22 protein-coding genes are annotated in these 24157 nt (G+C 33.1%); 10 read left to right on the top strand and 12 right to left on the bottom strand.

Features of this window, described 5'->3' with window-relative positions:
* The first annotated feature begins 5 nt into the window (after positions 1 to 5).
* Positions 6 to 836 carry a lysophospholipid acyltransferase family protein gene (locus NLG42_RS12525; protein ID WP_089056587.1) on the top strand — a complete coding sequence of 277 codons (831 nt, stop codon included), beginning with the start codon at positions 6 to 8 and terminating at the stop codon, positions 834 to 836.
* Positions 837 to 942: 106 nt separating this feature from the next.
* On the opposite strand, the gene NLG42_RS12530 is transcribed toward NLG42_RS12525, so the two are convergent.
* From NLG42_RS12530 to NLG42_RS12540, 3 genes are all read right to left on the bottom strand, one after another.
* Positions 943 to 1575 (bottom strand): hypothetical protein, encoded by a 633-nt coding sequence (locus tag NLG42_RS12530; RefSeq protein ID WP_089056588.1) that lies wholly within the window; start codon positions 1573 to 1575, stop codon positions 943 to 945.
* An 8-nt stretch (positions 1576 to 1583) separates the two neighbouring features.
* A complete protein-coding gene (locus NLG42_RS12535; RefSeq protein ID WP_089055107.1) occupies positions 1584 to 2078 on the bottom strand; it encodes an RNA polymerase sigma factor in 495 nt (164 codons plus the stop codon).
* Between the two features lie 64 nt (positions 2079 to 2142).
* On the bottom strand, positions 2143 to 3204 hold the full coding sequence (locus tag NLG42_RS12540; protein WP_257681214.1) for a DUF3810 domain-containing protein: 1062 nt from the start codon (positions 3202 to 3204) through the stop codon (positions 2143 to 2145).
* A gap of 207 nt (positions 3205 to 3411) precedes the next feature.
* On the opposite strand from NLG42_RS12540, the gene NLG42_RS12545 reads away from it, so the two are divergent.
* Positions 3412 to 4872, top strand: coding sequence for an aminoacyl-histidine dipeptidase (locus NLG42_RS12545; protein ID WP_257681215.1), 1461 nt, complete (start codon positions 3412 to 3414; stop codon positions 4870 to 4872).
* Between the two features lie 345 nt (positions 4873 to 5217).
* Here NLG42_RS12545 and NLG42_RS12550 read toward each other — a convergent pair whose 3' ends face one another.
* The 4 genes from NLG42_RS12550 to NLG42_RS12565 all read right to left on the bottom strand — a co-directional run bounded on the left by NLG42_RS12550 (position 5218) and on the right by NLG42_RS12565 (position 9286).
* Positions 5218 to 5991 carry a protein BamP4 gene (locus NLG42_RS12550; protein WP_089056591.1) on the bottom strand — a complete coding sequence of 258 codons (774 nt, stop codon included), beginning with the start codon at positions 5989 to 5991 and terminating at the stop codon, positions 5218 to 5220.
* 256 nt (positions 5992 to 6247) lie between these two features.
* Positions 6248 to 8143, bottom strand: coding sequence for a DEAD/DEAH box helicase (locus NLG42_RS12555; RefSeq protein ID WP_089056592.1), 1896 nt, complete (start codon positions 8141 to 8143; stop codon positions 6248 to 6250).
* Positions 8144 to 8337: 194 nt separating this feature from the next.
* Positions 8338 to 8916 carry a non-canonical purine NTP diphosphatase gene (locus tag NLG42_RS12560; protein WP_257681216.1) on the bottom strand — a complete coding sequence of 193 codons (579 nt, stop codon included), beginning with the start codon at positions 8914 to 8916 and terminating at the stop codon, positions 8338 to 8340.
* Positions 8891 to 9286 (bottom strand): ribosomal maturation YjgA family protein, encoded by a 396-nt coding sequence (locus tag NLG42_RS12565; RefSeq protein WP_257681217.1) that lies wholly within the window; start codon positions 9284 to 9286, stop codon positions 8891 to 8893. The genes NLG42_RS12560 and NLG42_RS12565 overlap by 26 nt, the downstream gene beginning before the upstream one ends.
* Before the next feature lie 208 nt (positions 9287 to 9494).
* Here NLG42_RS12565 and NLG42_RS12570 point away from each other — a divergent pair, with 208 nt between their 5' ends.
* Both NLG42_RS12570 and NLG42_RS12575 read left to right on the top strand, forming a co-directional pair.
* Positions 9495 to 10673 carry a glycoside hydrolase family 88 protein gene (locus NLG42_RS12570; protein ID WP_257681218.1) on the top strand — a complete coding sequence of 393 codons (1179 nt, stop codon included), beginning with the start codon at positions 9495 to 9497 and terminating at the stop codon, positions 10671 to 10673.
* An 8-nt stretch (positions 10674 to 10681) separates the two neighbouring features.
* The gene (locus NLG42_RS12575; protein ID WP_257681219.1) at positions 10682 to 11086 is read left to right on the top strand and encodes a hypothetical protein; all 405 of its coding nucleotides are present in this window, start codon (positions 10682 to 10684) and stop codon (positions 11084 to 11086) included.
* Between the two features lie 110 nt (positions 11087 to 11196).
* Here NLG42_RS12575 and NLG42_RS12580 read toward each other — a convergent pair whose 3' ends face one another.
* Positions 11197 to 12711 (bottom strand): FMN-binding glutamate synthase family protein, encoded by a 1515-nt coding sequence (locus tag NLG42_RS12580; protein WP_089056597.1) that lies wholly within the window; start codon positions 12709 to 12711, stop codon positions 11197 to 11199.
* Between the two features lie 32 nt (positions 12712 to 12743).
* On the bottom strand, positions 12744 to 13526 hold the full coding sequence (locus tag NLG42_RS12585) for an NYN domain-containing protein (RefSeq protein ID WP_089056598.1): 783 nt from the start codon (positions 13524 to 13526) through the stop codon (positions 12744 to 12746).
* A gap of 200 nt (positions 13527 to 13726) precedes the next feature.
* On the opposite strand from NLG42_RS12585, the gene NLG42_RS12590 reads away from it, so the two are divergent.
* The 5 genes from NLG42_RS12590 to NLG42_RS12610 all read left to right on the top strand — a co-directional run bounded on the left by NLG42_RS12590 (position 13727) and on the right by NLG42_RS12610 (position 19130).
* Complete coding sequence (locus tag NLG42_RS12590) at positions 13727 to 14176, top strand: RrF2 family transcriptional regulator (protein ID WP_089056599.1); 450 nt, start codon at positions 13727 to 13729, stop codon at positions 14174 to 14176.
* 22 nt (positions 14177 to 14198) lie between these two features.
* Complete coding sequence (gene azu, locus NLG42_RS12595) at positions 14199 to 14726, top strand: azurin (protein ID WP_089056600.1); 528 nt, start codon at positions 14199 to 14201, stop codon at positions 14724 to 14726.
* 91 nt (positions 14727 to 14817) lie between these two features.
* Positions 14818 to 17055 (top strand): nitric-oxide reductase large subunit, encoded by a 2238-nt coding sequence (locus tag NLG42_RS12600; protein ID WP_257681220.1) that lies wholly within the window; start codon positions 14818 to 14820, stop codon positions 17053 to 17055.
* A 19-nt stretch (positions 17056 to 17074) separates the two neighbouring features.
* A complete protein-coding gene (ric, locus tag NLG42_RS12605) occupies positions 17075 to 17806 on the top strand; it encodes an iron-sulfur cluster repair di-iron protein (protein WP_089056602.1) in 732 nt (243 codons plus the stop codon).
* Between the two features lie 100 nt (positions 17807 to 17906).
* Positions 17907 to 19130 carry a cbb3-type cytochrome c oxidase subunit I gene (locus NLG42_RS12610; protein ID WP_257681221.1) on the top strand — a complete coding sequence of 408 codons (1224 nt, stop codon included), beginning with the start codon at positions 17907 to 17909 and terminating at the stop codon, positions 19128 to 19130.
* Between the two features lie 390 nt (positions 19131 to 19520).
* Here NLG42_RS12610 and NLG42_RS12615 read toward each other — a convergent pair whose 3' ends face one another.
* The 3 genes from NLG42_RS12615 to nirK are packed head-to-tail and all read right to left on the bottom strand — an operon-like array spanning position 19521 to position 22342.
* Positions 19521 to 20120 carry an SCO family protein gene (locus tag NLG42_RS12615; RefSeq protein WP_099719802.1) on the bottom strand — a complete coding sequence of 200 codons (600 nt, stop codon included), beginning with the start codon at positions 20118 to 20120 and terminating at the stop codon, positions 19521 to 19523.
* A 16-nt stretch (positions 20121 to 20136) separates the two neighbouring features.
* The gene (locus NLG42_RS12620) at positions 20137 to 20910 is read right to left on the bottom strand and encodes a formylglycine-generating enzyme family protein (protein WP_089055090.1); all 774 of its coding nucleotides are present in this window, start codon (positions 20908 to 20910) and stop codon (positions 20137 to 20139) included.
* Between the two features lie 16 nt (positions 20911 to 20926).
* Positions 20927 to 22342: a copper-containing nitrite reductase gene (gene nirK / locus NLG42_RS12625; protein WP_394364136.1), complete on the bottom strand. Its 1416-nt coding sequence runs from the start codon at positions 22340 to 22342 to the stop codon at positions 20927 to 20929.
* 504 nt (positions 22343 to 22846) lie between these two features.
* On the opposite strand from nirK, the gene NLG42_RS12630 reads away from it, so the two are divergent.
* Positions 22847 to 24106 (top strand): cysteate-C-fatty acyltransferase, encoded by a 1260-nt coding sequence (locus NLG42_RS12630; RefSeq protein ID WP_089056606.1) that lies wholly within the window; start codon positions 22847 to 22849, stop codon positions 24104 to 24106.
* The last annotated feature ends 51 nt before the right edge of the window (positions 24107 to 24157 follow it).

Below are 24157 nucleotides of genomic sequence, written 5' to 3' on the forward strand. Positions count from 1 at the left end.
AAGTTATGGGATTGTTTAAACGAAATCCTTTCGGACATATATTATTTATCAAGAAATGGTTAATCCGAATCTTGGGAGCTATGACGCACCGAAGATACAGAGGTTTTAATGAATTGCAGATTGAAGGATCTGAAATCATTAAAACATTGCCAGATAATAATGTATTGTTTATTTCTAATCACCAAACTTATTTTGCCGATGTTGTAGCAATGTTTCATGTGTTTAACGCAAGTTTAAGCGGACGTCAAGACACTATTAAGAACATTGGTTATTTGTGGCAGCCTAAAATGAATTTGTATTATGTTGCTGCCAAAGAAACAATGCAGGCTGGTTTACTGCCACGAATTTTAGCTTATGTTGGCGCAATTACAGTTGAAAGAACTTGGCGTTCAAAAGGAGTTGATGTTACTGAGAAACGTGATGTTAATCCAAACGATACCGAAAATATTCGTATTGCTCTTGAAGATGGCTGGGTTATAACATTTCCGCAGGGAACAACTAAGTCATTTAAGCCAGTTCGTAAAGGAACAGCGCATATTATAAAACAACATAAACCTATTGTAGTTCCAATTGTAATTGATGGATTCCGTCGTTCGTTTGATAAAAAAGGACTTCGTTTGAAAAAGAAAAATATATTGCAGTCTTTTATCATAAAAGAACCGCTTGAGATTGATTATGAAAACGATACAATTGAACAAATTGTAGAAAAAGTTGAATATGCAATCGAACAACATCCGTCATTTTTAAAAGTAATTCCAGCTGAAGAGATTAAAGTCGAGGAAGAACTTAATGAAATGAGAAGATGGAGCTATAAAGGACCAGAAAATGAATATTAGATTTTAATTTTTTGCTCCCAGTCTAAATTCAAAAAACTTTACAGATTACAACAAGTTACAGAGAAAAACCTCTGAACCTTTGTGGCTTTGAGATTTTGCTGCTCAGCTAAAAATCAATTTTCTTCAACTCCTTGTAGTTTGCATACAATCTTCGCAAAAGAGTTCCGTACAATAATCTGTAGAAGCACCAGAATAATCCAAAGAAACCAAGTATTACCAAGATCAAGATTCCTATCGTGGTCACCATTGCTTTTCCGTTCAGAGCTAATTTATCTCTTAAAAAAGCCATGTCAGGATTGTACACAAAAGCAATAAAGAAACTTAAAATTGACGTTACAACGATCATTCCTAGATTGTACCAAACATAATATTGAACCGTTTTTCTAGTTCTTAAAATGGCGCTCATTAAAGATTTCGTAGCGACTGTGGTCGAAATTGTCGTATAGTTTTTATAGAAAATATAGACAAAAATTAATCCCACTAAATAATTCAAATAAGTCAAGTATTCAAGTGTAACCACAATTTCTGGATGATTTATTTTTCGTAAAACATCATCAGTATTGATAAATAAATTGGAGAAAGTCCAAAAGGAAATTTCCAAAATGCTTATAATTAAAATCCACTTCACAATAGAAGAAGATTTTTTATGAATCATCTTGTAGATTTCTTGTTCAGAAATTTGCTCAAAAGAATCCGAGTTCTTTTTCCAGTCTTTTTTTAGTAAATCCAGTTCTTTCATAATAATTTTTAAGGATTTAATATTTTTTTAAGTTTCCCTTTAATTCTGTTCATTTTCACGCGCGCATTCACTTCGCTGATTCCTAGAGTTTCAGCTATTTCTTGATAGTCTTTATCTTCTAAATACATAAAGACCAATGCTTTTTCGATATCGTTTAGCTGGTAAACAGCTTTGTACATTAGTTTAATCTGCTCTTCTTCTTCATAGTTATAGTCAACATCTTTAACAAAATGCTGATGACTTTCATAATCTACGGTAGAAATAGTTCTTTTGGTTTTGCGATAGAGAGTGATTGCTGTATTTAAAGCAACGCGATAGGTCCAAGTCGAAAATTTACTGTCGCCTCTAAATTTTGGATACGCTTTCCAGAGCTGAATAGTGATTTCCTGAAACAAATCTTTGTGTGCATCTTCGCCGGCAGTATATAATCGACAAATTTTGTGGATTATATTCTGATTTGCCTGCAATTGCGCAACAAATGATTGTTCTAGGTTTTCGGTCATAAAAGTATTAGTAGTGTTGAAATCACTTTTGTTACAAGACTCAGCTTTTTTTTGCCTTGAATTTTTACAGCGGTCTTGTTTTGTAATAATTAATTATCAAATCTATAAATTTACTGTAACTATCCATTCCGTCTTTCTGATTGTTTGATTTTAAGAAATTGTCATAAAGAAAGTGAAAACCTTCATCTATAAAAGTGTCGTACTTTTTAAAAAAATCATCACTTTCTTGATAGTTTTTTAAAATTCCGATATGGACAGTTTTCTTTAATTGATTGAAAATTTTCTCATTTTTATATTTCCAGATTCCTAAGCAGTAACGTAATGTAAAGCTATAACCAGCATATTGATAATAAGGATTGTCATTATTTAATGAAGCTAAGGTTCCAATAAAATTACATTCATTTTCACTTGCATAACCAATCTGATGTGCCATTTCATGAGCTGTCGTTTGCGGAAAGGTATACATAGGCAGTAAATCATTAATCTGAGCTTCGTTAGTAAAAGGATTTAAATAACCGCCAAAACCCATATAGGTTAATGGCATGCTGAAAAGTGATTTTTTAACGCTCAGAATTTCGTATTTAAAGTAAGGATGCTTTTTTGCTAAGTTGTTATAGCCGTTTAAAATCATTTTAAAAGATTCTTCTTGAGAATATGGGAAAACAATTTTTGAGCTGTCATTTTTAGTGATTTCATACTGAACTTCATTGGTTTTAGCGATTAATCGTTTTGTAAAAGTTAAAAGATCAGCATCAGTATATTCTCTTTTGATTTCCATTTTTGCAAAAAGAGGCTCACGATAGTAATTGAAAGCCCATAACAGATGAAAGAAAAAGTAGAAAATTGAAATTTTACCTAAAATGGTTAAAATATGATCTTTCCAATCTGTTCTCCATGTTTTTCGTATTTTCCAAAACCAAATTATTGCAGAAAGAATTAGAACTGCATAAATACAATCGCCCACAGAAAATGGAATTTTTCCTAAAAGTGTTCTTGAGAAGCGCGAAATCCTAACAAATAAATTGTTACTGTAAAAGCCTTCAATATAATCTGAAAAATAGGGTAGAATCTTTAAAATTATAATTTGGAAGAGTAAAAATAATGGGAGAATGTATTTTGATTTCACAGTTTAAATTTTGAATACGTAAATATAATTACAATTTTGACTGATTGAAAAAAGTTCGTTGTGAATTGCACGAATTTTCATTAATTACTAATTTGATTAATTTTAGAGTCATTATAATTTGTGCTAATTCATGTAATTCTTGATAATAATAACTTTTAAACTTTGTAACTTTGAGGCTCTTAATTGTTAAACATCAAACAAAATATAATGAGTCAGGAAATAAGAAATCTGGAACCAAAAGAACTTTGGAACAAATTTGCAGATTTAAATGCAGTTCCACGTCCATCAAAAAAAGAAGAGCGTGTAATCGAGTTCATGAAAAACTTTGGAAACAGCTTAGGTTTAGAAACTTTTGAAGACGAAATTAGAAACGTAATCATTAGAAAGCCAGCAACTCCAGGAATGGAAAATCGAAAAGCAATCGTAATGCAGGGACATCTTGATATGGTGCACCAAAAAAATGCAGATACTGTTTTTGATTTCGATAAGCAAGGAATTGATATGTATGTAGATGGTGACTGGGTTCGCGCTCGCGGTACAACGCTTGGTGCAGATAATGGACTTGGAGTAGCTACAATCATGGCGGTTTTAGAGAGTAAAACAATTGCACATCCTGCAATTGAAGCTTTGTTTACAATCGACGAAGAAACGGGTATGACTGGAGCATTAAACCTAAAAGGAGGAATTTTACAAGGTCAGATTTTATTGAATCTAGATACTGAAGAAGACGACGAAATTGATATAGGATGCGCTGGAGGAATTGATGTTACGGCTACAAGAACATATCATGATGAAGAAGTTCCACAAGGTTCTGTTGGGTACTCAATAACTGTAAAAGGTTTAAACGGAGGTCACTCAGGAATGGATATTCATAAAGGATTAGGGAATGCTAATAAAATTATGAATCGTTTGTTGTTTGATGCTTTTGAAAACTTTGGTTTACAGATTGCAGAAATCAACGGAGGAAGTCTTCGAAATGCAATTCCAAGAGAAAGTGCTGCAAAGGTGATTATTTCTGAAATGTTTGATGAAGCATATCTTTTTGATATGCAGGAAATCATTAATGATATTAAGGCCGAATATAAAACTACTGAGCCAAACTTATCTATAGAAATCGTTAAGACTGATCTTCCTGAAAAAGTTATGGATTTAGGTGTTCAGGAAGGGATTATTAGAGCGATTTACGCGGCTCATAATGGTGTTTACAGAATGAGTGCTGATATGGATGATTTGGTTGAAACATCAAACAATATTGCTCGTGTAATTATAAAAGACGGGGAAATATTGGTAGGATGTTTAACTCGTTCTTCTGTTGAATCTTCTAAATTTGATTTGGCTAATTCTTTACGTTCAGCATTTGAATTAGTTGGATGCGAAGTAGAACTTTCAGGATCTTATCCTGGATGGACTCCAAATGTTAATTCGGAAATTTTAGAAGTTTTAAAAGAAATTTACGAAAAGCAAAATGGTGAACAGCCAAAAGTTGTTGCTTGTCATGCTGGTTTAGAATGCGGAATTTTAGGAACAAATTATCCAGATATGGATATGATTTCTTTTGGGCCAACAATTCATGGAGCACACTCGCCGGATGAAAGAGCTAGTATCTCATCTGCTCAAAAATATTGGAAATTTGTGTTAGAAATTCTTTCTAATATTCCAGTTAAATAATAGTAATTTAGTGTTCAGTTTTTTAGTATTCAGTTATCTGAAAACTCAAAAGCTGAACACTTTTTTTAACTCTGATTACTAAAAAACTGTCCACTGTCCACTAATTTCTAGTCTCTTTTAGGAGAGTTTTTCTTTTCTCTTTTTTCCTCTTTCTTTTCTTTAGCCGTTTTTAGCGGTTCTTTTTTTGCTGTTTTTTTAGCATCCTGACCTTTTGCCATTAGATTTTTATTTTAGTTGTTTTTAATTGATTAATAAGTAAATATAGTTTTTTTAAAATCCTAAAGAGCAAAAAAAAATCCCCAATTTAAAATTGAGGATTCTTGTGTTTATGGTAAGAGTAAAATTTTAATTCCTTTTAAGTACTTTATATTGTTCGTAACAACCGCTGATAGCATCTAAAATTTGAAGGTCATTTGCTGTTTGAATAAAAGCATCTGAATAATTACAACGGTGCATAATTTCAGGGATTTCATCTTTACTTATTCCTAAAAGTACAGCAATAGTTTCGCGGTCGTATTTAGTTTCTAATAAGTTTCTAATCGTGTCGTCTTTCTTCATGTCCTTCAGTTTCTTGAGCTCTTTTCCGTTTTTTCCAAAGAAATTATAAAGCATATCTGCTGGATTGAAAATAGAACCTAATACTTTTCCGAAAGCATTTGGAGAATATTCACCCGCTTCATAACCTTGTGTAAGGCCAGAAATACTGTAACGATAATTTTCTTTTGTAGGAATTAATTTTGAGTCGACTTCAAGATATCCTGTTAAAGTAAAAGGAGCAATAATAACTTCTTCAAGCGCGATCGCTTTTTCAGTAAGCTGAATGCGGGTTACTTTATTTTTTATCCAGTCATTTGTTACTCTAATTCTAAGAGATTGAAATCCTAATAAAGAAAAGTGAATAGTGTCATTAGGCTGTACATCAATTTCAAAATACCCTTTAGCGTCAGATTTTGCGCCGCGTACTTTGTTGGTGTTGATGATGTTTACGTTTGAAAGAGGTTGTTTACTATCGTCGTTTATAATATAACCCGAAACTCTTTGCGGGGTTGTAGGCTCGATGTCCTGCGCAAAACTAACGGTAGAGAATAGCATAAAAAAGAAAACTGCGAAATATTTCATATCCTGATTTAAAGCACTAAAAGTAGTAAATAGAGATTAAATATTTCGCAGTCTTCGAATATAATTATAAGAAAATTAACAAAGACAGCAGTGTTGCTTTTAGTATTTAATTAAAAAAGGATGAGGAAGTTTAAAATACATTGTTTCAGATTAAAAAATGCATTTTTAGAGCGTAAATTATTCTTAAAGTAAAAAAAAATCCCAAATTCCAATTATGTCTGGAATTTGGGATTTTGTATTTTAAGATATTGAAGAATTAATCTCTTCTTGGTCTTCTTGGTCTTGGTGAATCACCAAAGCTTTCAGAACGTCTTGGAGATCTATCAGAACCACCTTCGTTTCTTTTGAAACCGCCTTCTCTACGAGGAGCAGATGAGTTTCTGTCGCTTCTAAAACCACCTTCTCTAGGAGCAGAGTTTCTGTCGCTTCTAAATCCTCCGCCAGAACCTTCACGTCTTGGAGCAAAGTTTCCTTCTCTTCTTGGTCCAGAACTTCTTCCACCGCCACGGTTATTGTGGTCGCGTCTTCCGCCTCCGTCATTTTTAGAGATTTCAACATTAATACGACGTCCTTCTAATTGAACGTTGTTTAATACTTCCATTACTTTATCAGTATGCTCAGGATCTGTATTAAAGAAAGAGAAACCTTCTTTTACATCTACCTTGAAAACGTCATCACGACCTAAATCTAATGTTTCTTTCAAGTAATCTTTAAGTGACATCCAATCGAAATTGTCTCTTGAACCAATGTTTACAAAATAACGAACTGCTCCATTATTATTGAATTCTCTTGGCTCAGAATCGTTTCTTTCGCGTCTTTCTCCTGAAGATTGAGACGAAATATCTCTGTTCTTTTTGTAGTAAGCAATAAAACGATTAAATTCTACTGAAACCATTTTCTTAATCAATTCTTCTTTAGATAAATCTTCAAGAACATTGTTGATTGCTGGTAAATAGTTGTCAATTTCGTGATCAACTTCAGTATCTTTAATTTTATTAGCTAAGTGTAATAATTGAATTTCGCAGATTTCAATTCCAGATGGAATTGTTTTTTCTTCGAATTTTTGTTTGATGATTCTTTCGATAGAAGAAATTTTACGTAACTCACTTTTTGTAACGATTACAATAGAAGTTCCTAATTTTCCAGCTCTACCAGTACGTCCTGAACGGTGGTTGTAAGTTTCAATTTCATCAGGTAATTGGTAGTTTACAACGTGAGTTACGTTATCAACATCAATACCACGTGCAGCAACGTCAGTAGCAACAAGCATCTGAATTTGTCTTCCACGGAAAGATTTCATTACACCATCACGCTGTGCTTGAGATAAATCTCCGTGCAAAGCAGCTGCGCTGTATCCGTCTTCAATTAATTTCTCAGCGATAGCTTGAGTGTCTCTTTTTGTACGACAGAAAACTACAGAGAAAATATCTGGGTTAGCATCTGCTAAACGTTTTAGAGCTTCGTAACGATCACGAGCATTAACTAAGTAAAATTCGTGAGAAACTGTAGATGAACCAGAGTTTTTAGCTCCAACAGTAATTTCTACAGGCTCGCTCATGAATTGTTTTGCAATTCTAGCAACCTCTTGCGGCATTGTTGCAGAGAACAACCATGTGCTTTTTTCGTCTGGAGTATCTGATAAAATAGATACGATATCTTCATAGAATCCCATGTTTAACATTTCGTCAGCCTCATCAAGAACACAGTAATCTATGTTTTTAATGTTAACTAAACCTCTGTTAATCATGTCTTGCATTCTTCCTGGAGTAGCTACAATAATTTGTGCTCCTCTTTTTATTTCTCTTGCCTGCTCTGTAATACTAGCTCCTCCGTAAACTGCTACCACATTAATACCTTTTTCGTATTTAGAGTAGTTTTTAAGTTCGTTAGTAATCTGTAAACAAAGCTCGCGTGTTGGCGATAAAACTAATGCTTGTGTATTTCTGTTGTCGGCATCAATTTTTTGAATTAGCGGAAAACCGAAAGCTGCCGTTTTCCCTGTCCCTGTTTGAGCCAACGCAACCATATCCGTGTCTTTTTCCAATAATAGGGGAATCGCCTTTTCCTGTACCTCTGACGGATTTTCAAATCCTAGATCTAAAATCGCCTTCAGTAACGATTCATTCAATCCTAATTGTTCAAATTTATTCATATGTGTTTTTAAAATAGGGTGCAAAATTACTGTTAATTATTCAGATAAACTAATGCATTTTTAAGAATTATGTATTTGTTATGATTTGATTATCAAAAAGTTATGTTTAGTGTAAAATGATTTTTGGAAAGAAATCGAAAAAAAAACGTCTTTAAATATCAATTTTGTTCATTAAAATGTTGTATTTTGAACAATTATTTTGTTCTATTCAGGAAATCAATAAGTTGCTCCGTTGCCTTTGCGCGATGGCTGATTTTATTTTTAACTTCAGCTGATAATTCAGCAAAAGTTTCACTGTAATTTTCAGGTTGAAATATCGGATCATATCCAAAACCATGATTTCCAGTTTTATTCATAGTAATAATTCCTTTTGCCAAGCCGGTAAAAAGATGCTGAGCGCCATTTAAATTTAATGCAATAACGGTCTTGAACTGTGCACTGCGATCTTCTTCATTTTTCAGAGCATCCAAAAGTTTATTCATGTTATCATCAGCATTTTTCTGTTCACCCGCATATCTAGCCGAATAAACGCCCGGTTCTCCATTTAAAGCTTTTACCTCTAAACCGGTATCATCTGCAAAACAGTCGTAACCATATTTTTCAGTTACATAATCAGCCTTTAAAATCGCGTTACCTTCAATTGTATCTACCGTTTCTGGAATTTCTTCATGACAGCCAATATCTTCTAAGCTTAAAAGCTGAATAGATCCGTTAAGAATACTTTGAATCTCTTTGATTTTATTTAAATTATTTGAAGCGAAAACGAGTTTCATGAGTGTTATATTTTAAAGTGAATTTTTCGATTAAAAAGATAAAAGTGATTCCAAATGTATAAGCAAGAATATCACTCCAAAGAAAACCTTGTCCTAAAACGTATCTTCCAAAAAGTGTTTTTCTAAGTGCTGTGATCCAGTCGCTTTGATAAAGCTGCAAGAACTCAATACTATAACATATTAATAAAGAATAGATTATTATAAAAATGGCTTTTTTATGGGTAAACAAGATTCGAACTAGGAAATAGATCATAATCGCATATAGAAAATCGCCAATCCATAACGGAATAAATGAGATTTTCCTTGAAAGAATTCCCAGAAGAATAACGGTCAGAAATAAAACGGAATATTGTATTCTGGTTTTGTTCAAGTTTTTTTTTGTTTAAGACAAAGTTAGATCAATTTTTTTATTTGTAGAGTATGTAATTCCCTTTGTGAAAGTTTTACACTTTGATAAAAAGAAAATCAAAATAGAGGCAGTGAGATTTTTTTATAAATAGAAAAGTACAAACATTAAAATCACCTGCTTTATTTTATAAATTTATCTATTCGATAAACCATCTATAAAAGTTAATCACATGAATTTAAAAACTTTTGCTTTGTTTTTTACTTTGTTTCTTATTGGAAATTACTGTAATGCACAAAAAGGAGATTCTTTTAATATAAAAAAACAGCTTGATTATTGCCAAGTGCAGGCTTCAAAAACATTAAAAGTGATTCCGAATAACGGAACTTTACCCAGAACAGTTCCAAACGGAAGCAAGGAATGGAATTTTGTAAATTATAAAGACTGGACAAGCGGATTCTGGCCAGGTGAACTTTGGTATTTATATGAAACTACAAAAGATAAGAAATGGGAAAAGGAAGCGGATAAATTTACACGTCTCCTAACACCTTTATCTGTAAGCAAAGCGGCTGATCATGATTTAGGATTTCAGATTTTTAATAGTTTCGGAAATGGATATCGATTGACTAAGAATCCTGCTTACAAAAAAATCATATTAAAAACAGCTGACACGCTGGCAATACTTTTTAATCCTAAAGTAGGTACAATTCAATCTTGGCCGCACAATAAAATGGGCGGGCACAATACGATCATCGATAATATGATGAACTTGGAAATGTTGTTTTGGGCTTCTAAAAACGGAGGTAATAAAAAGTTATACGATATTGCTGTAAAACATGCTGAAACAACAATGAACAACCATTTTAGACCTGACTATACATCTTATCATGTGGTAATTTATGATCCTGAAACGGGGAAAAAAATTAAAGGTCAAACAGCTCAAGGTTATAGTAATGAAAGTATGTGGGCGCGCGGGCAGGCGTGGGCAATTTATGGGTTCACAATGGTTTATAGAGAAACAAAAGATCCAAAATTTTTAGATTTTGCTCATAAAATTACTCGTGTTTATTTAGATAAATTGACAACAGAAGATTTAATTCCGTATTGGGATTTTAATGCGCCAAATATTCCAAATGAACCAAGAGACGCTTCGGCAGCAGCAATTGTATCTTCAGCTCTTTTAGAATTGAGTTCCCATACAAAATATCCTGTTTTGAAAAAGGAGTATTTGACTAAAGCTAAAAAAATGATTGTTTCGCTTTCTGATAATTACCAAAGCCATGATGTAAATTCTGCCTTTTTATTGCATTCAACAGGTCATAAACCAGCAGACAGCGAAGTAGATTGTTCGATAAATTACGCAGATTATTACTATCTTGAAGCACTTTTAAGACTTCAAAAAATTAAATAAAATAGATTATGTTAAAGAAAATCACTCAAATCTCGCTTGCTGTTATAGTGGTATTAATGGTTGTAAGCTGTAAAAATGCAAAACAAAAACTTCAAGAGTTTGTAACTTCTTATAATGCTGCAGCGCCAGCTTTTAAAGCTGAAAATGTTACACTGACAACAGCTCGAGGATATATCAATGATGATAAAATTGAACTGCGATTTGAAACTAATTTAGAACAAAATGCTCCTAATAAATTAGCGGCAGGCATTGCGTTTGATAAATTATTGAAGGAAATGATAAGGAAAAATCAAATTCCTAAAGATCTGGTAGAAGAAGGGATTCAGTTTGATGCCTATTTTTTGGCAGATGATAATACCGTTTTTGTAAAACAGATTATAAATAAAGAAACGTTGCCAGAATTACTGAATTAAACTTATTCAATGTGTTTTATAAAATTATTATTGAGTGCACTCAATAATAATTTTGGTAAAGTTTGAGTTATAATAAAAATGCCTCTTTAATAATAAAGAGGCATTTTTGTTTAATTTATTTTGGTAACATTTGTCAGGTTATCTGGGAAATACAACTCTGATAAATTTGTAAATTCATCACCACGCATAAATATATTAATATCTACATCAGCAAAAGAGGTTTTTCCTGCTGCGGCCAAAAGTTCGTTTGCAGAATGAAGTGTATTTTTATGAAAATGATAAACACGATCTGATTTATCTGTAACGACCAAACCTTTCATCAGCATTTTGTTTTGTGTAGCAACTCCAGTTGGGCATTCGTTATTATGACAACGTAAAGCTTGAATACAGCCAAGTGAAAACATAAAACCACGAGCACTGTTACACATATCAGCACCTAAAGCAATTGCATGAAGAATAGAATATCCAGAAATAATTTTCCCGCTTCCTATAATACGTATTTTGTCACGAATATTTAATCCAATCAATGTTTTGTTTACAAATATTAAGGCTGGCTCAAATGGCATTCCAACACCATCAGCAAATTCTAAAGGCGCGGCGCCAGTTCCTCCTTCGGCACCATCAATAGTTATAAAATCAGGATAAGTGTCTTCGGTAATCATTTCGTGGCAGATTGCTTCAAATTCAGCTGTGTTACCAATACATAATTTAAAGCCGATAGGTTTTCCATTAGATAACTCTCGTAATTGTGCAATAAAGCGAATCAAACCTTTAGAATCAGAAAAAGCATGATGACCTGGAGGAGAAAGAATCATTGTATGCGGTTGAACTCCTCTAATTTTTGCAATTTGTTCCGTATTTTTTTTTGCCGGAAGTACGCCTCCATGTCCAGGTTTTGCACCTTGAGAAAGTTTAATTTCGATCATTTTTACGTTTGGAAGATTTGCCTTTTCAGAGAAATTTTCTGGGCTGAAATTTCCTTCAGCATCACGACAGCCAAAATAGCCTGTACCAATTTGCCAAGTAATATCACCTCCGCCGGCAAGATGAAATTCCGTCAATCCGCCTTCTCCCGTATTTTGATAAAAATTCCCTTTTTGAGCGCCAATATTTATAGCTCGAACTGCATTTTCGCTAAGCGAACCAAAACTCATCGCAGAAACATTAAATAAAGAAGCTGAGTAAGGTTGTTTACAGTCTTTTCCGCCTACTAAAACACGAGGTAATTCTTCGTTAACTTTAGCAGGAAAAATAGAATGTTTTATTCCCTCATAACTTTCAGTGTTTAAATTTTGCTGCGTTCCAAAAGGAGTACTCGAGTCAATATTTTTAGCTCTTTGGTAAACTAATGAGCGCTGATTTCTGGAAAAAGGTTTTCCATCTGTAGATCTTTCAATAAAATATTGCTGAATTTCGGGTGCGATCATTTCAAATAAATATCTGAAATATCCCAAAACCGGGAAATTTCTTAAAATGGCATGTTTTTCTTGAGATGCGTTGTAAGCACCAACAAGTAATAATACAGGAAGAATTATTACTAATAAAAAACCACGTCCAGTATAATAGTAAATTGCTGCAACAATTAGAAACAATAAGAATCCGTAGATAAAGAATTTTTTTCTCATGTTTTTAAAGTATTAATAAGGTAAAATTTTAATTAGTTGAATCGTAATCTAACATAGACGTGTTTAATGCCTTTTTTGTCAGATTCTCTTTCATCGATTTCTAGAATATCTGTAAGTGATTTTAGCATTGGTGTAAGCTTAGAAAATCCGTAATTCCTTGGGTCAAATTCGGGTTTCTTTTTTACGATCAGATTTCCAACATCTCCCAAAAACGCCCAGCCGTCATCATCTTCAATATCTTCAATAGTAGCTTCGATAAGTTCGATGGTTTGTTTGTCAATTTTATGAAGTGCTTTTTCTGCAGGTTTTTCAACTAGTTTTTTAGTATCTGCAGCAGCCACTGTTTTAGGTTTCTTTTTCTGAATTGCACCGTCTAAAACCTCAATGTATATAAATCTGTCGCAGGCAGCAATAAAAGAACTTGGCGTTTTCTTTTCACCTATACCAATTACTTTCATGCCAGATTCTCGAAGACGTACTGCTAAACGGGTAAAATCGCTGTCGCTCGAAACGATACAAAAACCATCGAGTTTTCCAGAGTAAAGCAAATCCATTGCATCAATAATCAAAGCGGAATCTGATGAATTTTTTCCAACCGTATAACTGTATTGCTGAATAGGAGTAATTGCGTGCTCTAATAATACAGATTTCCATCCGTTTGCATTTGGCTTTGTCCAATCAGCATAAATACGTTTTGTAGTTGGTGTGCCAAACTTTGCGATCTCTTCCATCATGCCTTTCACGTTGCTGTAAGGTACATTATCTGCATCGATAAGAACAGCTAATTTTAGATCTTTTGAGTTGCTTAAAGCCATTATTTCAATATTAGAAAAATTAGTATTCTCAAAGTTAAAATTAAAATTCGTTTTTATCTGAATTTTAGGTCAAATAAGTGTTTTAGCGGTTCTAAATTATTTTGGTTATAAATAAGTTTTTGTTTTAGAAAATTAATTAAAGATAAATTTGTCTTTTATAATAAAATTAAATAATTTTGTATGGAATTAATTAATCAGATATGTTTTCAAAAGCGTGTGAGTACGGAATTAGGGCTTCTATTTTTATTGCAACGAAATCTTCTAAAGGAATAAGGGTTGGAATAAAAGATGTGGCGAAAGAGATTGACTCTCCGGAACCGTTTACGGCCAAGATTATGCAGATTTTGACTAAAAGCGGAATAATCCATTCTGCTAAAGGAGTTGGGGGCGGATTTGAAGTTTCGAATGAGGCATTAAAAACGATAAAATTAATTCAGATTGTAGATGCTATTGATGGGGACAAAATTTATAGAGGCTGCGGTATTGGATTAAAAGAATGTTCTGAAGAGCATCCCTGTCCAGTTCATCATGATTTTAAAAAGATTAGAGGTTTGCTTTTAGAGATGCTTACTAAAACAACTCTAGAACAGCTGGCGTTAGGAGTAAAATCAGGAGACTTTTTTTTAAAAACATTGAATATAAACGATTAAATATTAAATAAATACGTAAAAAATGAATACAAAAACCAAAATTTCACTATTGATCCTAATGGGATTTTTAACAATAACTTCTTGCGGTAAAAAAGAAACTGCTCCAGTTGAAGAATCTACAGAAGTAAATGATACTTCTACTGAAGGAGAAGCTGCTCCAGTAACTTCAACTGCAGAAAATGTATTAGTTATTGAAGGAAACGACCAAATGCAGTTTAGCACCAATGAATTGAAAGCAGTTGCAGGAAAACCAATCACGCTTACTTTAAAACATGTTGGTAAAATTCCAAAAGAAGCAATGGGACATAATCTAGTTATTCTTCAAGAAGGTACAGATCAAGCTGCTTTTGCTTTGAAAGCGAATGATGCTAAAGCAACTGATTTTATTCCAGAATCTGAAAAAGCTTCAATTATTGCTCATACTAAATTATTAGGAGGAGGAGAAGAAGATACAATTGAGTTTACAATTGATAAAAAAGGATCATATCCATTTATCTGCTCTTTCCCTGGTCACGTGGCCATGATGAAAGGTGTATTGATTGTTGAGTAAATAACCAAAACTCCGAATTCTTTAAACAAGGTTTGGAGTTTTTTTAAAAACAAATAAAAGATAAAAATGTCTTTTATTGAATTAAATAGAAATGAAAAGAGAAAAAAAATTGTGGATAGTCTTTATTCTTGTAATGGCTATATCATTTTCTGTATTAGGTTATTACGGTTACGAAATTTATCAGCAGGCTCCGCCGGTACCGAAAGAGATTGTTTCTGATAGCGGTAAAGTTATTTTTTCTGAAGAAGAAATTAAGGACGGACAAAATATCTGGCAGAGTATAGGCGGACAGGAAGTTGGTTCGATTTGGGGTCACGGTGCTTACGTTGCACCAGATTGGACGGCAGATTGGCTGCATCGTGAAGCAGTTTTTATACTGGATAAATTTGCCCAAAAAGACTTCAATAAAAACTTTGATGAACTTGATGAGGAAAAACAATCTGCCTTAAAAGTTCGTTTGCAAAAAGATGTACGAACTAATCGATATGATCCAAACACAGGAGTTCTTACTATATCTGAAAACCGTGTTGCGGCAATTGAAGGTTTGAGCGAATATTATAAAGGTCTTTTTACCAATGATCCAAAATTTGATAAACTGAGAGAGGAATATGCAATTCCTAAAAACTCTATTAAAGATGAAGAGAAAATGCATAAAATGAATGCGTTTTTCTTTTGGGCAACATGGGCAACAGTTACAAATCGTCCTGATTCAGATATTTCGTACACACACAATTGGCCTGCAGATGAATTAGTAGGTAATAAAGCAACTAAAGAACTTTTAGCTTGGTCTGGTGTCAGTATTATTTTATTGATTTTAAGTGTTGGTATTTTAGTGTTCTATCATGCAAAATCGGGTGAAGAGGAAGAATTTCCGCTTCCAAAAGAAGATCCAATCATTAAACAAGGTAAAACTCCATCGATGGGATTGGTTACAAAATACTTCTGGATCGTTAGTTTGTTAATGGTTTTACAAATGGTGTTCGGGATAATAACGGCTCATTATGGAGTTGAAGGAAATGGTTTATACGGTATTCCAATCGATCAAATTTTACCTTATGCAGTAACAAGAACATGGCATACACAATTGGCTATTTTCTGGATCGCAACAGCTTGGCTTGCAACTGGACTTTATATTGCACCTGCAGTTTCGGGGAAAGATCCTAAATTTCAATGTTTTGGAGTAAACTTCTTATTCGTTGCTTTATTGATAATTGTTTTGGGATCAATGGTAGGACAATGGTTTGGCGTAATGCAGAAACTGAATTTAGTACAAAACTTCTGGTTTGGTCACCAAGGTTATGAATATGTTGATTTAGGTCGTTTTTGGCAGATTTTCCTTTTGATTGGGTTGTTTTTATGGCTTGCTTTAATGATTCGTCCATTAATACCAGTTTTAAAGAAAAAAACAGAAGAAAAAAATCTAATCATTTTATTCCTAGTTTCCTGTACTGCAATTGCAATGTTTTATGGAGCCGGTTTAATGTGGGGAAGACAAACGAATCTGGCTATTGCTGAATATTGGAGATGGTGGGTTGTTCACCTTTGGGTTGAAGGATTCTTTGAAGTATTTGCAACGGTGGTTATTGCTTTCTTGTTTGTTCGATTAGGATTATTGAAAACTAAAACAGCAACATTGAATGTTTTGTTTGCAACGATTATTTTCATGTCGGGAGGTATTTTAGGAACTTTTCACCATTTGTACTTCTCAGGAACTCCAACTGCAATTATGGCATTAGGAGCTACTTTCAGCGCATTAGAAGTTGTGCCTTTAACTTTAATTGGATTTGAAGCGTATCAAAACTATAAAATCTCAAAATCAACACAATGGATTGCTGATTACAAATGGCCGATTTATTTTATGATTTCTGTGGCATTTTGGAATTTTCTCGGAGCTGGAATTTTCGGATTTATTATCAATCCTCCAATCGCACTTTATTATGTACAAGGTTTAAATACTACGCCATTGCACGGACATACTGCTCTGTTTGGGGTTTATGGAATGCTGGGAATAGGTTTAGTATTATTTGTATTGAGAAGTTTATACAGAAATGTAAACTGGAATACTAAACTGCTTAAAATTACTTTTTGGAGCTTAAATATTGGTTTGTTCTTGATGGCAATATTGAGTTTGCTTCCAATAGGAGTATGGCAGGCAATCGAAAGTATCGATCACGGTATGTGGTATGCTCGCTCATCAGAATTAATGCAGCAGCCGGCAATGATTACCTTAAAATGGCTTCGTGCAATAGGAGATTCTATATTCGGAATCGGATTTATAACAATGGCTTGGTTTGTATTTGACCTGACCTTAAAAAATAAAAACAAATAAAAATTAAAAATTGATTATCATGGAAAATTTAAAAAATAAAACAATCGGATCTTTTGTAGCTCAGGATTTTAGAACAGCTGCAGTATTTTCAAAATATAGAATTGATTTTTGCTGTAAAGGAAACAGAACAGTTACTGAAGTATGCGAAAAACAAAAAATAGATTCTGATGCTTTGCTGCAAAGTGTTTATGAGGTTTTACAATCAGAAAATAATGGTTCTATAGACTTTAATTCTTGGCCTTTAGATTTATTGGCAGATTATATAGAGAAAACGCATCATCGTTATGTAGAGGAAAAATCACAGACACTTCTTGCTTTTTTAGATAAATTATGCAAAGTACACGGAGCAAATCATCCTGAATTATTTAGAATAAATGAGTTGTTTATAGGTTGTGCAGGAGAATTGTCACAGCACATGAAAAAAGAGGAATTAGTTTTATTTCCTTTTGTAAAGAGAATGGTTAAAACAAAAGAATCTGATGGAGTTTTATCACAACCATCATTTGGAACTGTATCAAACCCAATTGCAATGATGATGCATGAACATGATAATGAAGGAGAACGTTTTAGAGAAATTGCGAGTTTGACAAATAACTATACACCTCCTGCAGATGCTTGTACAACGTACAGAGTAACTTTTGCAATGCTTAAAGAGTTTGAAGAAGATTTACATAAACATATTCATTTAGAGAATAATATCTTGTTTCCTAAAGCTGTTGCTCTAGAGAAAGAATTTGTTGAAGTCGAATAACGATTAAATTTTAATAGTCGAAAACACCGATAAATGTCAAAGTATTGAGTATTATCGGTGTTTTTTATGGCAACTATTTACTACTTTTAATATTCTTAAAATGGAATTTTTTAAAATGTATTCTCAAAAAAACTGGATTATTTGCTGCTTTTTTAATTTCTTGATTGCTTGTATTTTCGGGTTATTAATGCGGTATGTATATCTTTTTCCTTTAAACTTCATAAACTATAGTTTTCTGCTTCATGCACACTCTCATGTAGCGATGCTGGGCTGGGTTTACATGATGGTTTATGTTTTAATTGTACACTTTTTTATTCCGAAAGAAAAAAGTGAGAAGCCTATTTACGGTCGTTTATTTTGGTGTACCGAAATTGCGGTTATCGGAATGATGGTTACTTTTCCTGTTCAGGGGTATGCATTGTTTTCGATCATTTTTTCGACAATGCACATTTTATTGAGTTATCTTTTTTGCAGATTGGTTTGGAAAGATAGCTTTAAAGACAAAGCTCCCGCCGTTAGATTTTTAAAAACGTCGGTTTTGTTTATGGTTTTGTCCACTTTTGGAGTTTGGTGTTTAGGTCCTGCAGTTAGCACGCTTGGCAAACAAAGTGCATTTTATCAAATAGCTATTCAGTTTTTTCTTCATTTTCAGTTTAACGGCTGGTTTTTATTTGCCGTTTTGGCTTTGTTTTTAAAACAATTTCAAGATGCAATTGATAAACGAAAGTTCAAGATATTTTACTCTCTTTTGGTTGTTTCGATTTTTTTAACACTTGCATTTCCTATTCGATGGTTTGTAGAAAATAACATTTTGAATTGGATTAATACTCTTGGAGTTGTATTGCAATTACTTGCTTTTATTTACTTCTGTAAAATGCTGAAGCCTCAAATGATCAATTTTAAAGCCAATTTGAATCGAACTGGAATGTTGTTCTATAGTTTGGCTTTGTGTTCTTTATTCCTGAAAATAGGAATTCAATTATTGACAATTTTCCCAAATATTGCCGAAGTTTCACATCAAATTAGAAATTTTGTAATTGGTTTTATTCACTTAACAACTTTAGGAATTATAACAGGTTTTTTGTTTGGAATATTAGTCCAAAATAAGATGCTTTCAGGTGATTCTTCTGTAATGAAAAATGGAGCAAAGTGTTTTATTTTAGGGTATATTGCTACAGAAATTTTGTTGTTTTTTCAAGGCGGACTTTTCTTTTTTGGAAAAGGCACGATATCATTTTATTATCAAAGTATTTTGATATTTAGCTTGCTTCTTGTTTTGGGATTAGTTTTAATGATGATCTCAATAATAAAAAAACATTCGTAAAACAAAAAAGTCCCAGAGGGACGATATATTTATAGAATGTTTGTCTGCGATATGTAAAAGCCGCAGAGGGGAGATACATTTTGAAATTATATTGAATAGGATATATCGCTCCGCTGGAGCTTTAAAACGGACTATAATATTGTCTATAAATATGCAGCTTCTCTGAAGCTATTGATCATACGGATATATTTTAATAATGATCTCAACAAAAAAACATTCGTAAAACAAAAAAGCCCCAGAGGGACGATATATTTATAGAATGTTCGTCTGTGATATGTAAGAGCCCCAGCGGGGCGACATCTATCAAAAGGCTTTGTAAACAAAAAACAAGAGCCGATCCATTCCTAAAATCTACTCTTGTTTTTCTACTAATCAACCTATTTACTATTTCTAAATTTTTTCTGCTTCTTGATTTATTGTTGTTATGGTTTTATCATTGTTTACGCCCAAACCTTCTTGCTGAAATATCAATTCTCCATCCGGATTAAAAACGCTTATAATATTGGAATGCGAAAAATCTATTGGAGATATCTGCTTGTAATTAACAGCCAAAACTGCGGCAAACTCACGAGTATTTTCTTCTGATGAACGTAAAAAAAGCCAGGGATCTTGATTCATTTTATTAGCAATTGCAAAATCTTTTAGCTTTTCGGGAGTATCAGTTTTGGGATCAATACTCACCAAAATAAGTTTTACATGTTGTTTGGTTTTTTTATCAAGTTTAGATTCAATATCTCTCATATCTGCCACTAATCTTGGGCAGGCAGCTTTACAACTGGTGTAAATCATAACCATAACAAGAACATTTCCTTTTAGACTTTTCAATTCAATATCTTTTCCGTCCTGAGTTGTCCATTTTGAAGGCAAATTGTAAATAGATAAATCACTAATCTCTTTGTTTACAGGTGCTGAATCCTTTTTCTTATCAGACTCTTTACAGCTTTGCAAAGAGAATAATAGAATAAATACAGCTATAATTGTTTTTTTCATTTGAAAGTAATTTAAGTTAACGTTTTGGGTTTGTGTCGCTGGCACATCTAAAACCTAGATTTCGAGTAGAATACTGTGCTTTAAGACTTCCTCTAAAAGCGTAACGCATAAATGCAGCATAATCCATTAAATCTGTTGCGTTTACAGAACCGCTTCCGCAGAATAAATTCTTGTCGCTGCTTTTGTCTTTTCTCGATTCTCCAGACAAAAAAATGCTGTTAAAATCTGATGTCCATTCCCAAACTAAACCATGCATATCGTAAACTCCCCAATAATTTTTGAAAGTCTTTCCAATTTGATTTTCGTAAGTTCTCGATTTCTCATACCAAGATAAGATGTATTCATTGAATTGCTTTTTAGTTCTGGCGTCGACTTTTTTTTCATCGGCCATAGCCACATATTCCCATTCATCCATTGTAGGTAATCGTTTTCCTTGGCATTCGCAGTATTTTTTGGCAGCAAACCAAGAAACACTTGTTACTGGTGATTTAGGATTTGCACTTCCAAAATCAAAATCATTAGTCCAATAGGACAAATAACTTTTGTCGGCAAAAATCCCTTTTATTTTAGATTTTGCATACGAAGGATTTTTTTTGATGAAGTTTAAAAACTCACTATTGGTAACAGGATAAATATCCATGTAGAACGATTTTACAACTACAGGTTTTTTGGTGGTGGCTCCGTAAAGAGGGACAAACGAGCCCTCTTTTATGGGAACCATTCCAGATTCTTGAGCTTTTAATCCTGTAAGCATCAAGAAAAAAATAAGAATGAAAATGTTTTTTTTCATGCGAAAAATGTTGCTGTTATCTTAGCGCTTTTACCATTTCTGGCGTTACTTCGGTTTTATTATTACCCCAGCTGTTATAGATGTAAGTAAGAACATTTGCTATTTCATCGTCAGATAAATTTTGAGCCGGCATTACATTGTTGTATTTTTTACCATTCACAGTTACCTCACCCGTTAAACCATGTAAAATAGTATTGATAGAACGTTTTGGATCTGCATTTAAATAATCTGATTTTGCAAGAGGAGGGAAAGTTCCTGGAATTCCTTGCCCTTCAGATTGATGACAAGCAAAACAAGTGGTTCCGAAAATTTCTTTTCCAATATTAATTTTTTCAGCAACAGAACGTTTTGGAATTGCTGTTTTTGCAGCTGAGCTTCCAGGCATTTTCTGAATTGTTCCACCTTCAGGTAAATAAATACCTTCCTGAATAGTTCCTGAATAAATGTTTTTATTTTCTTTTCCTTCCACTTTCAACATTCCTAAAGCACCTTTGTTAAAGGCTCTAAAAATAGAGTGGTCAACTAATATAAAAGTTCCTGGAGTTTCGACTTTAAAATCAACAATTGCAGCTCCGCCCGCTGGAATTAAGGTTGTTTGTACATTTTTATTGATTGTACTTCCACCTTCAACATGAACACTGTCGAATATTTCGCCAATAACGTGGAAAGAAGAAACTAAGTTTGGACCTCCATTACCAACATATAAACGAACAGTTTCGCCTACTTTAGCAGTTAATTCACCGCCGTTTGTTAAAGACCCCACTTTTCCATTAAATACTACATAATCAGGAGTTTCTTTTACAGCTTTGTTCATATCAAATGCTTGTAATCCTTTAGCACCATATTCTCCTTGCGTATAAAAGTCTCCCTGCATAACGTAGTATTCCTTGTCAACAGGAGGAAGTCCGCCTTCAGGTTCTACTAGAATTAAACCATACATACCGTTTGCAATATGCATTCCTACTGGAGCAGTAGCACAATGGTAAACATATAAACCTGGATTAATTACTTTAAAACTAAAGACTTTTTCATGTCCCGGAGCTACAAGTGATGAGGTTGCGCCACCACCAGGACCAGTTACGGCATGTAAGTCTATATTGTGAGGCAGTTTGTTGTCTGGGTGATTTTTTAAGTGAAATTCAACTTCATCTCCAACACGTGTTCTAATAAAACTTCCCGGTACAGATCCTCCAAAAGTCCAATACGTATATTTTACGCCATCGGTCATTGTACCTTCTTGTTCTTTAATTTCCATGTTAAGTTTTAGCTTCATAGCAGTTCTGTTTCCAACTGGTTTTGGAACTAGAGGAGGTGCAGTAAGTTCTGCATTCATTTCTCCTTCGGTCATGATATCTGCATAGTTTACAGCTTCCTCTTTTTTACAGCTTCCTAAAAAAAGAGCAATAAAAAGTAAGCTCAAAAAGAGACTCATTTTAATCTGAATGGTATGTTTCTTTTCCATAAGTAATTGGTTTTGTTTTCATTTTAAATTTTAATCAAAAATAAAAGACTATTTTGTCTTTTATTATGATAAAAGTCATAGAATGGTTACTAATATTTCGCTTAATTAATTGTAGAATGATCATTTTTTGGTAAAATTATATTAACTCAAAATGTTTATACTATTCAAAAAAAAGGCAATTATTTGGGGATAAAAAACAGAAATAAAATACAGCAGTGAAACTAAATCAGACTGTTGAAAAAATATAAAAAAGAATACTTTGAGTATCAAATATAAAAAAAATACTATAAACTACAATCTTGATAACTTTGGTTTTTGAGTTTTTTTTCTTGATTTGTAGAATTCAAATGGGAGCAAATTTATTTACGAATCATGTCTTTTTTTTAAAATAAAAATAAATGACTGTCTGAATTTTAGAATAATAATGATTATTTTTGCTCGCTGATTAAGTTAAAAATATTACTACACTATATTATGGTAAAAGATTTATTCGAAAGAATTCAAGAAAATAAAGGACCTTTAGGAAAATGGGCTTCTCAAGCAGAAGGTTATTATGTTTTCCCAAAGTTAGAAGGAGAGTTAGGTCCTAGAATGACATTTCATGGAAAAAATATCCTAAACTGGAGTTTAAATGATTATTTAGGTTTAGCAAATCACCCAGAAGTTCGTAAGGCAGATACTGATGCAGCAATTCAATTTGGAGCAGCTTATCCAATGGGAGCTCGTATGATGTCTGGACACACAACTTACCACGAGCAATTAGAAAATGAATTGGCTTCTTTTGTAATGAAAGAATCTGCTTATTTATTAAATTTTGGTTACCAAGGAATGGTTTCTATCATTGATGCATTGGTTACTAAAAATGACATCATTGTTTATGATGTTGATTCGCATGCTTGTATCATTGATGGAGTTCGTTTGCATATGGGTAAACGTTTTACTTACAAGCACAATGATCTTGAAAGTATGGAGAAAAACCTGCAGCGTGCTACAAAAATGGCCGAAGAAACGGGCGGTGGTATCTTGTTTATTACTGAAGGTGTTTTTGGAATGCGTGGACAACAAGGTAAATTGAAAGAAATTGTTGCAATGAAGCAAAAATACAATTTCCGTTTATTAGTTGATGATGCACACGGTTTTGGTACTCTTGGAAAAACAGGTGCTGGAGCAGGTGAGGAGCAGGGAGTTCAAGACGATATTGATGTTTACTTCTCGACTTTTGCAAAATCAATGGCTAATATTGGTGCTTTCGTTGCAGCAGATAAAAATATTATTGATTATTTAAAATACAACTTACGTTCGCAAATGTTTGCTAAAGCGCTTCCGATGATCCAAACAATTGGTTCATTGAAACGTTTAGAATTATTGCGTAATTCATCTTCAATCAAAGATAAACTTTGGGAAAATGTAAATGCATTGCAAAACGGACTTAAAGATAAAGGGTTTAATATTGGTGATACAAACACTTGTATTACACCAGTTTATTTAGAAGGAAGTATTCCTGAAGCAATGGTAATGGTAAACGATTTAAGAGAAAATTACGGTATTTTCCTTTCTATTGTTGTTTATCCAGTTATCCCAAAAGGAATTATTTTGTTAAGAATGATTCCAACAGCTTCACATACTTTAGCTGATATTGAAGAAACATTAACTGCATTTGAAGCGATTCGTGAAAAATTAGTTAGCGGAACTTATAAAGAAATTGCAGAGCGTACAACTGTTGACGTTTCGTAGTTAATTTTAAAAAAAAAATTTCCTTAAATGGAAATTATGTAAAAAAATCCA

This window comes from Flavobacterium plurextorum, from assembly GCF_024638035.1.
Taxonomy (GTDB): Bacteria; Bacteroidota; Bacteroidia; order Flavobacteriales; family Flavobacteriaceae; genus Flavobacterium; species Flavobacterium plurextorum.

Bases quoted from the DNA above. Each gene is read 5' to 3' on its own strand.
- NLG42_RS12525 (WP_089056587.1), top strand. From the start codon at position 6: ATGGGATTGTTTAAACGAAATCCTTTCGGACATATATTATTTATCAAG.
- NLG42_RS12530 (WP_089056588.1), bottom strand. From the start codon at position 1,575: ATGAAAGAACTGGATTTACTAAAAAAAGACTGGAAAAAGAACTCGGAT.
- NLG42_RS12535 (WP_089055107.1), bottom strand. From the start codon at position 2,078: ATGACCGAAAACCTAGAACAATCATTTGTTGCGCAATTGCAGGCAAAT.
- NLG42_RS12545 (WP_257681215.1), top strand. From the start codon at position 3,412: ATGAGTCAGGAAATAAGAAATCTGGAACCAAAAGAACTTTGGAACAAA.
- NLG42_RS12550 (WP_089056591.1), bottom strand. From the start codon at position 5,991: ATGAAATATTTCGCAGTTTTCTTTTTTATGCTATTCTCTACCGTTAGT.
- NLG42_RS12555 (WP_089056592.1), bottom strand. From the start codon at position 8,143: ATGAATAAATTTGAACAATTAGGATTGAATGAATCGTTACTGAAGGCG.
- NLG42_RS12560 (WP_257681216.1), bottom strand. From the start codon at position 8,916: ATGAAACTCGTTTTCGCTTCAAATAATTTAAATAAAATCAAAGAGATT.
- NLG42_RS12570 (WP_257681218.1), top strand. From the start codon at position 9,495: ATGAATTTAAAAACTTTTGCTTTGTTTTTTACTTTGTTTCTTATTGGA.
- NLG42_RS12575 (WP_257681219.1), top strand. From the start codon at position 10,682: ATGTTAAAGAAAATCACTCAAATCTCGCTTGCTGTTATAGTGGTATTA.
- NLG42_RS12580 (WP_089056597.1), bottom strand. From the start codon at position 12,711: ATGAGAAAAAAATTCTTTATCTACGGATTCTTATTGTTTCTAATTGTT.
- NLG42_RS12585 (WP_089056598.1), bottom strand. From the start codon at position 13,526: ATGGCTTTAAGCAACTCAAAAGATCTAAAATTAGCTGTTCTTATCGAT.
- NLG42_RS12590 (WP_089056599.1), top strand. From the start codon at position 13,727: ATGTTTTCAAAAGCGTGTGAGTACGGAATTAGGGCTTCTATTTTTATT.
- azu (WP_089056600.1), top strand. From the start codon at position 14,199: ATGAATACAAAAACCAAAATTTCACTATTGATCCTAATGGGATTTTTA.
- NLG42_RS12600 (WP_257681220.1), top strand. From the start codon at position 14,818: ATGAAAAGAGAAAAAAAATTGTGGATAGTCTTTATTCTTGTAATGGCT.
- ric (WP_089056602.1), top strand. From the start codon at position 17,075: ATGGAAAATTTAAAAAATAAAACAATCGGATCTTTTGTAGCTCAGGAT.
- NLG42_RS12610 (WP_257681221.1), top strand. From the start codon at position 17,907: ATGGAATTTTTTAAAATGTATTCTCAAAAAAACTGGATTATTTGCTGC.
- NLG42_RS12615 (WP_099719802.1), bottom strand. From the start codon at position 20,120: ATGAAAAAAACAATTATAGCTGTATTTATTCTATTATTCTCTTTGCAA.
- NLG42_RS12620 (WP_089055090.1), bottom strand. From the start codon at position 20,910: ATGAAAAAAAACATTTTCATTCTTATTTTTTTCTTGATGCTTACAGGA.
- nirK (WP_394364136.1), bottom strand. From the start codon at position 22,342: ATGAGTCTCTTTTTGAGCTTACTTTTTATTGCTCTTTTTTTAGGAAGC.
- NLG42_RS12630 (WP_089056606.1), top strand. From the start codon at position 22,847: ATGGTAAAAGATTTATTCGAAAGAATTCAAGAAAATAAAGGACCTTTA.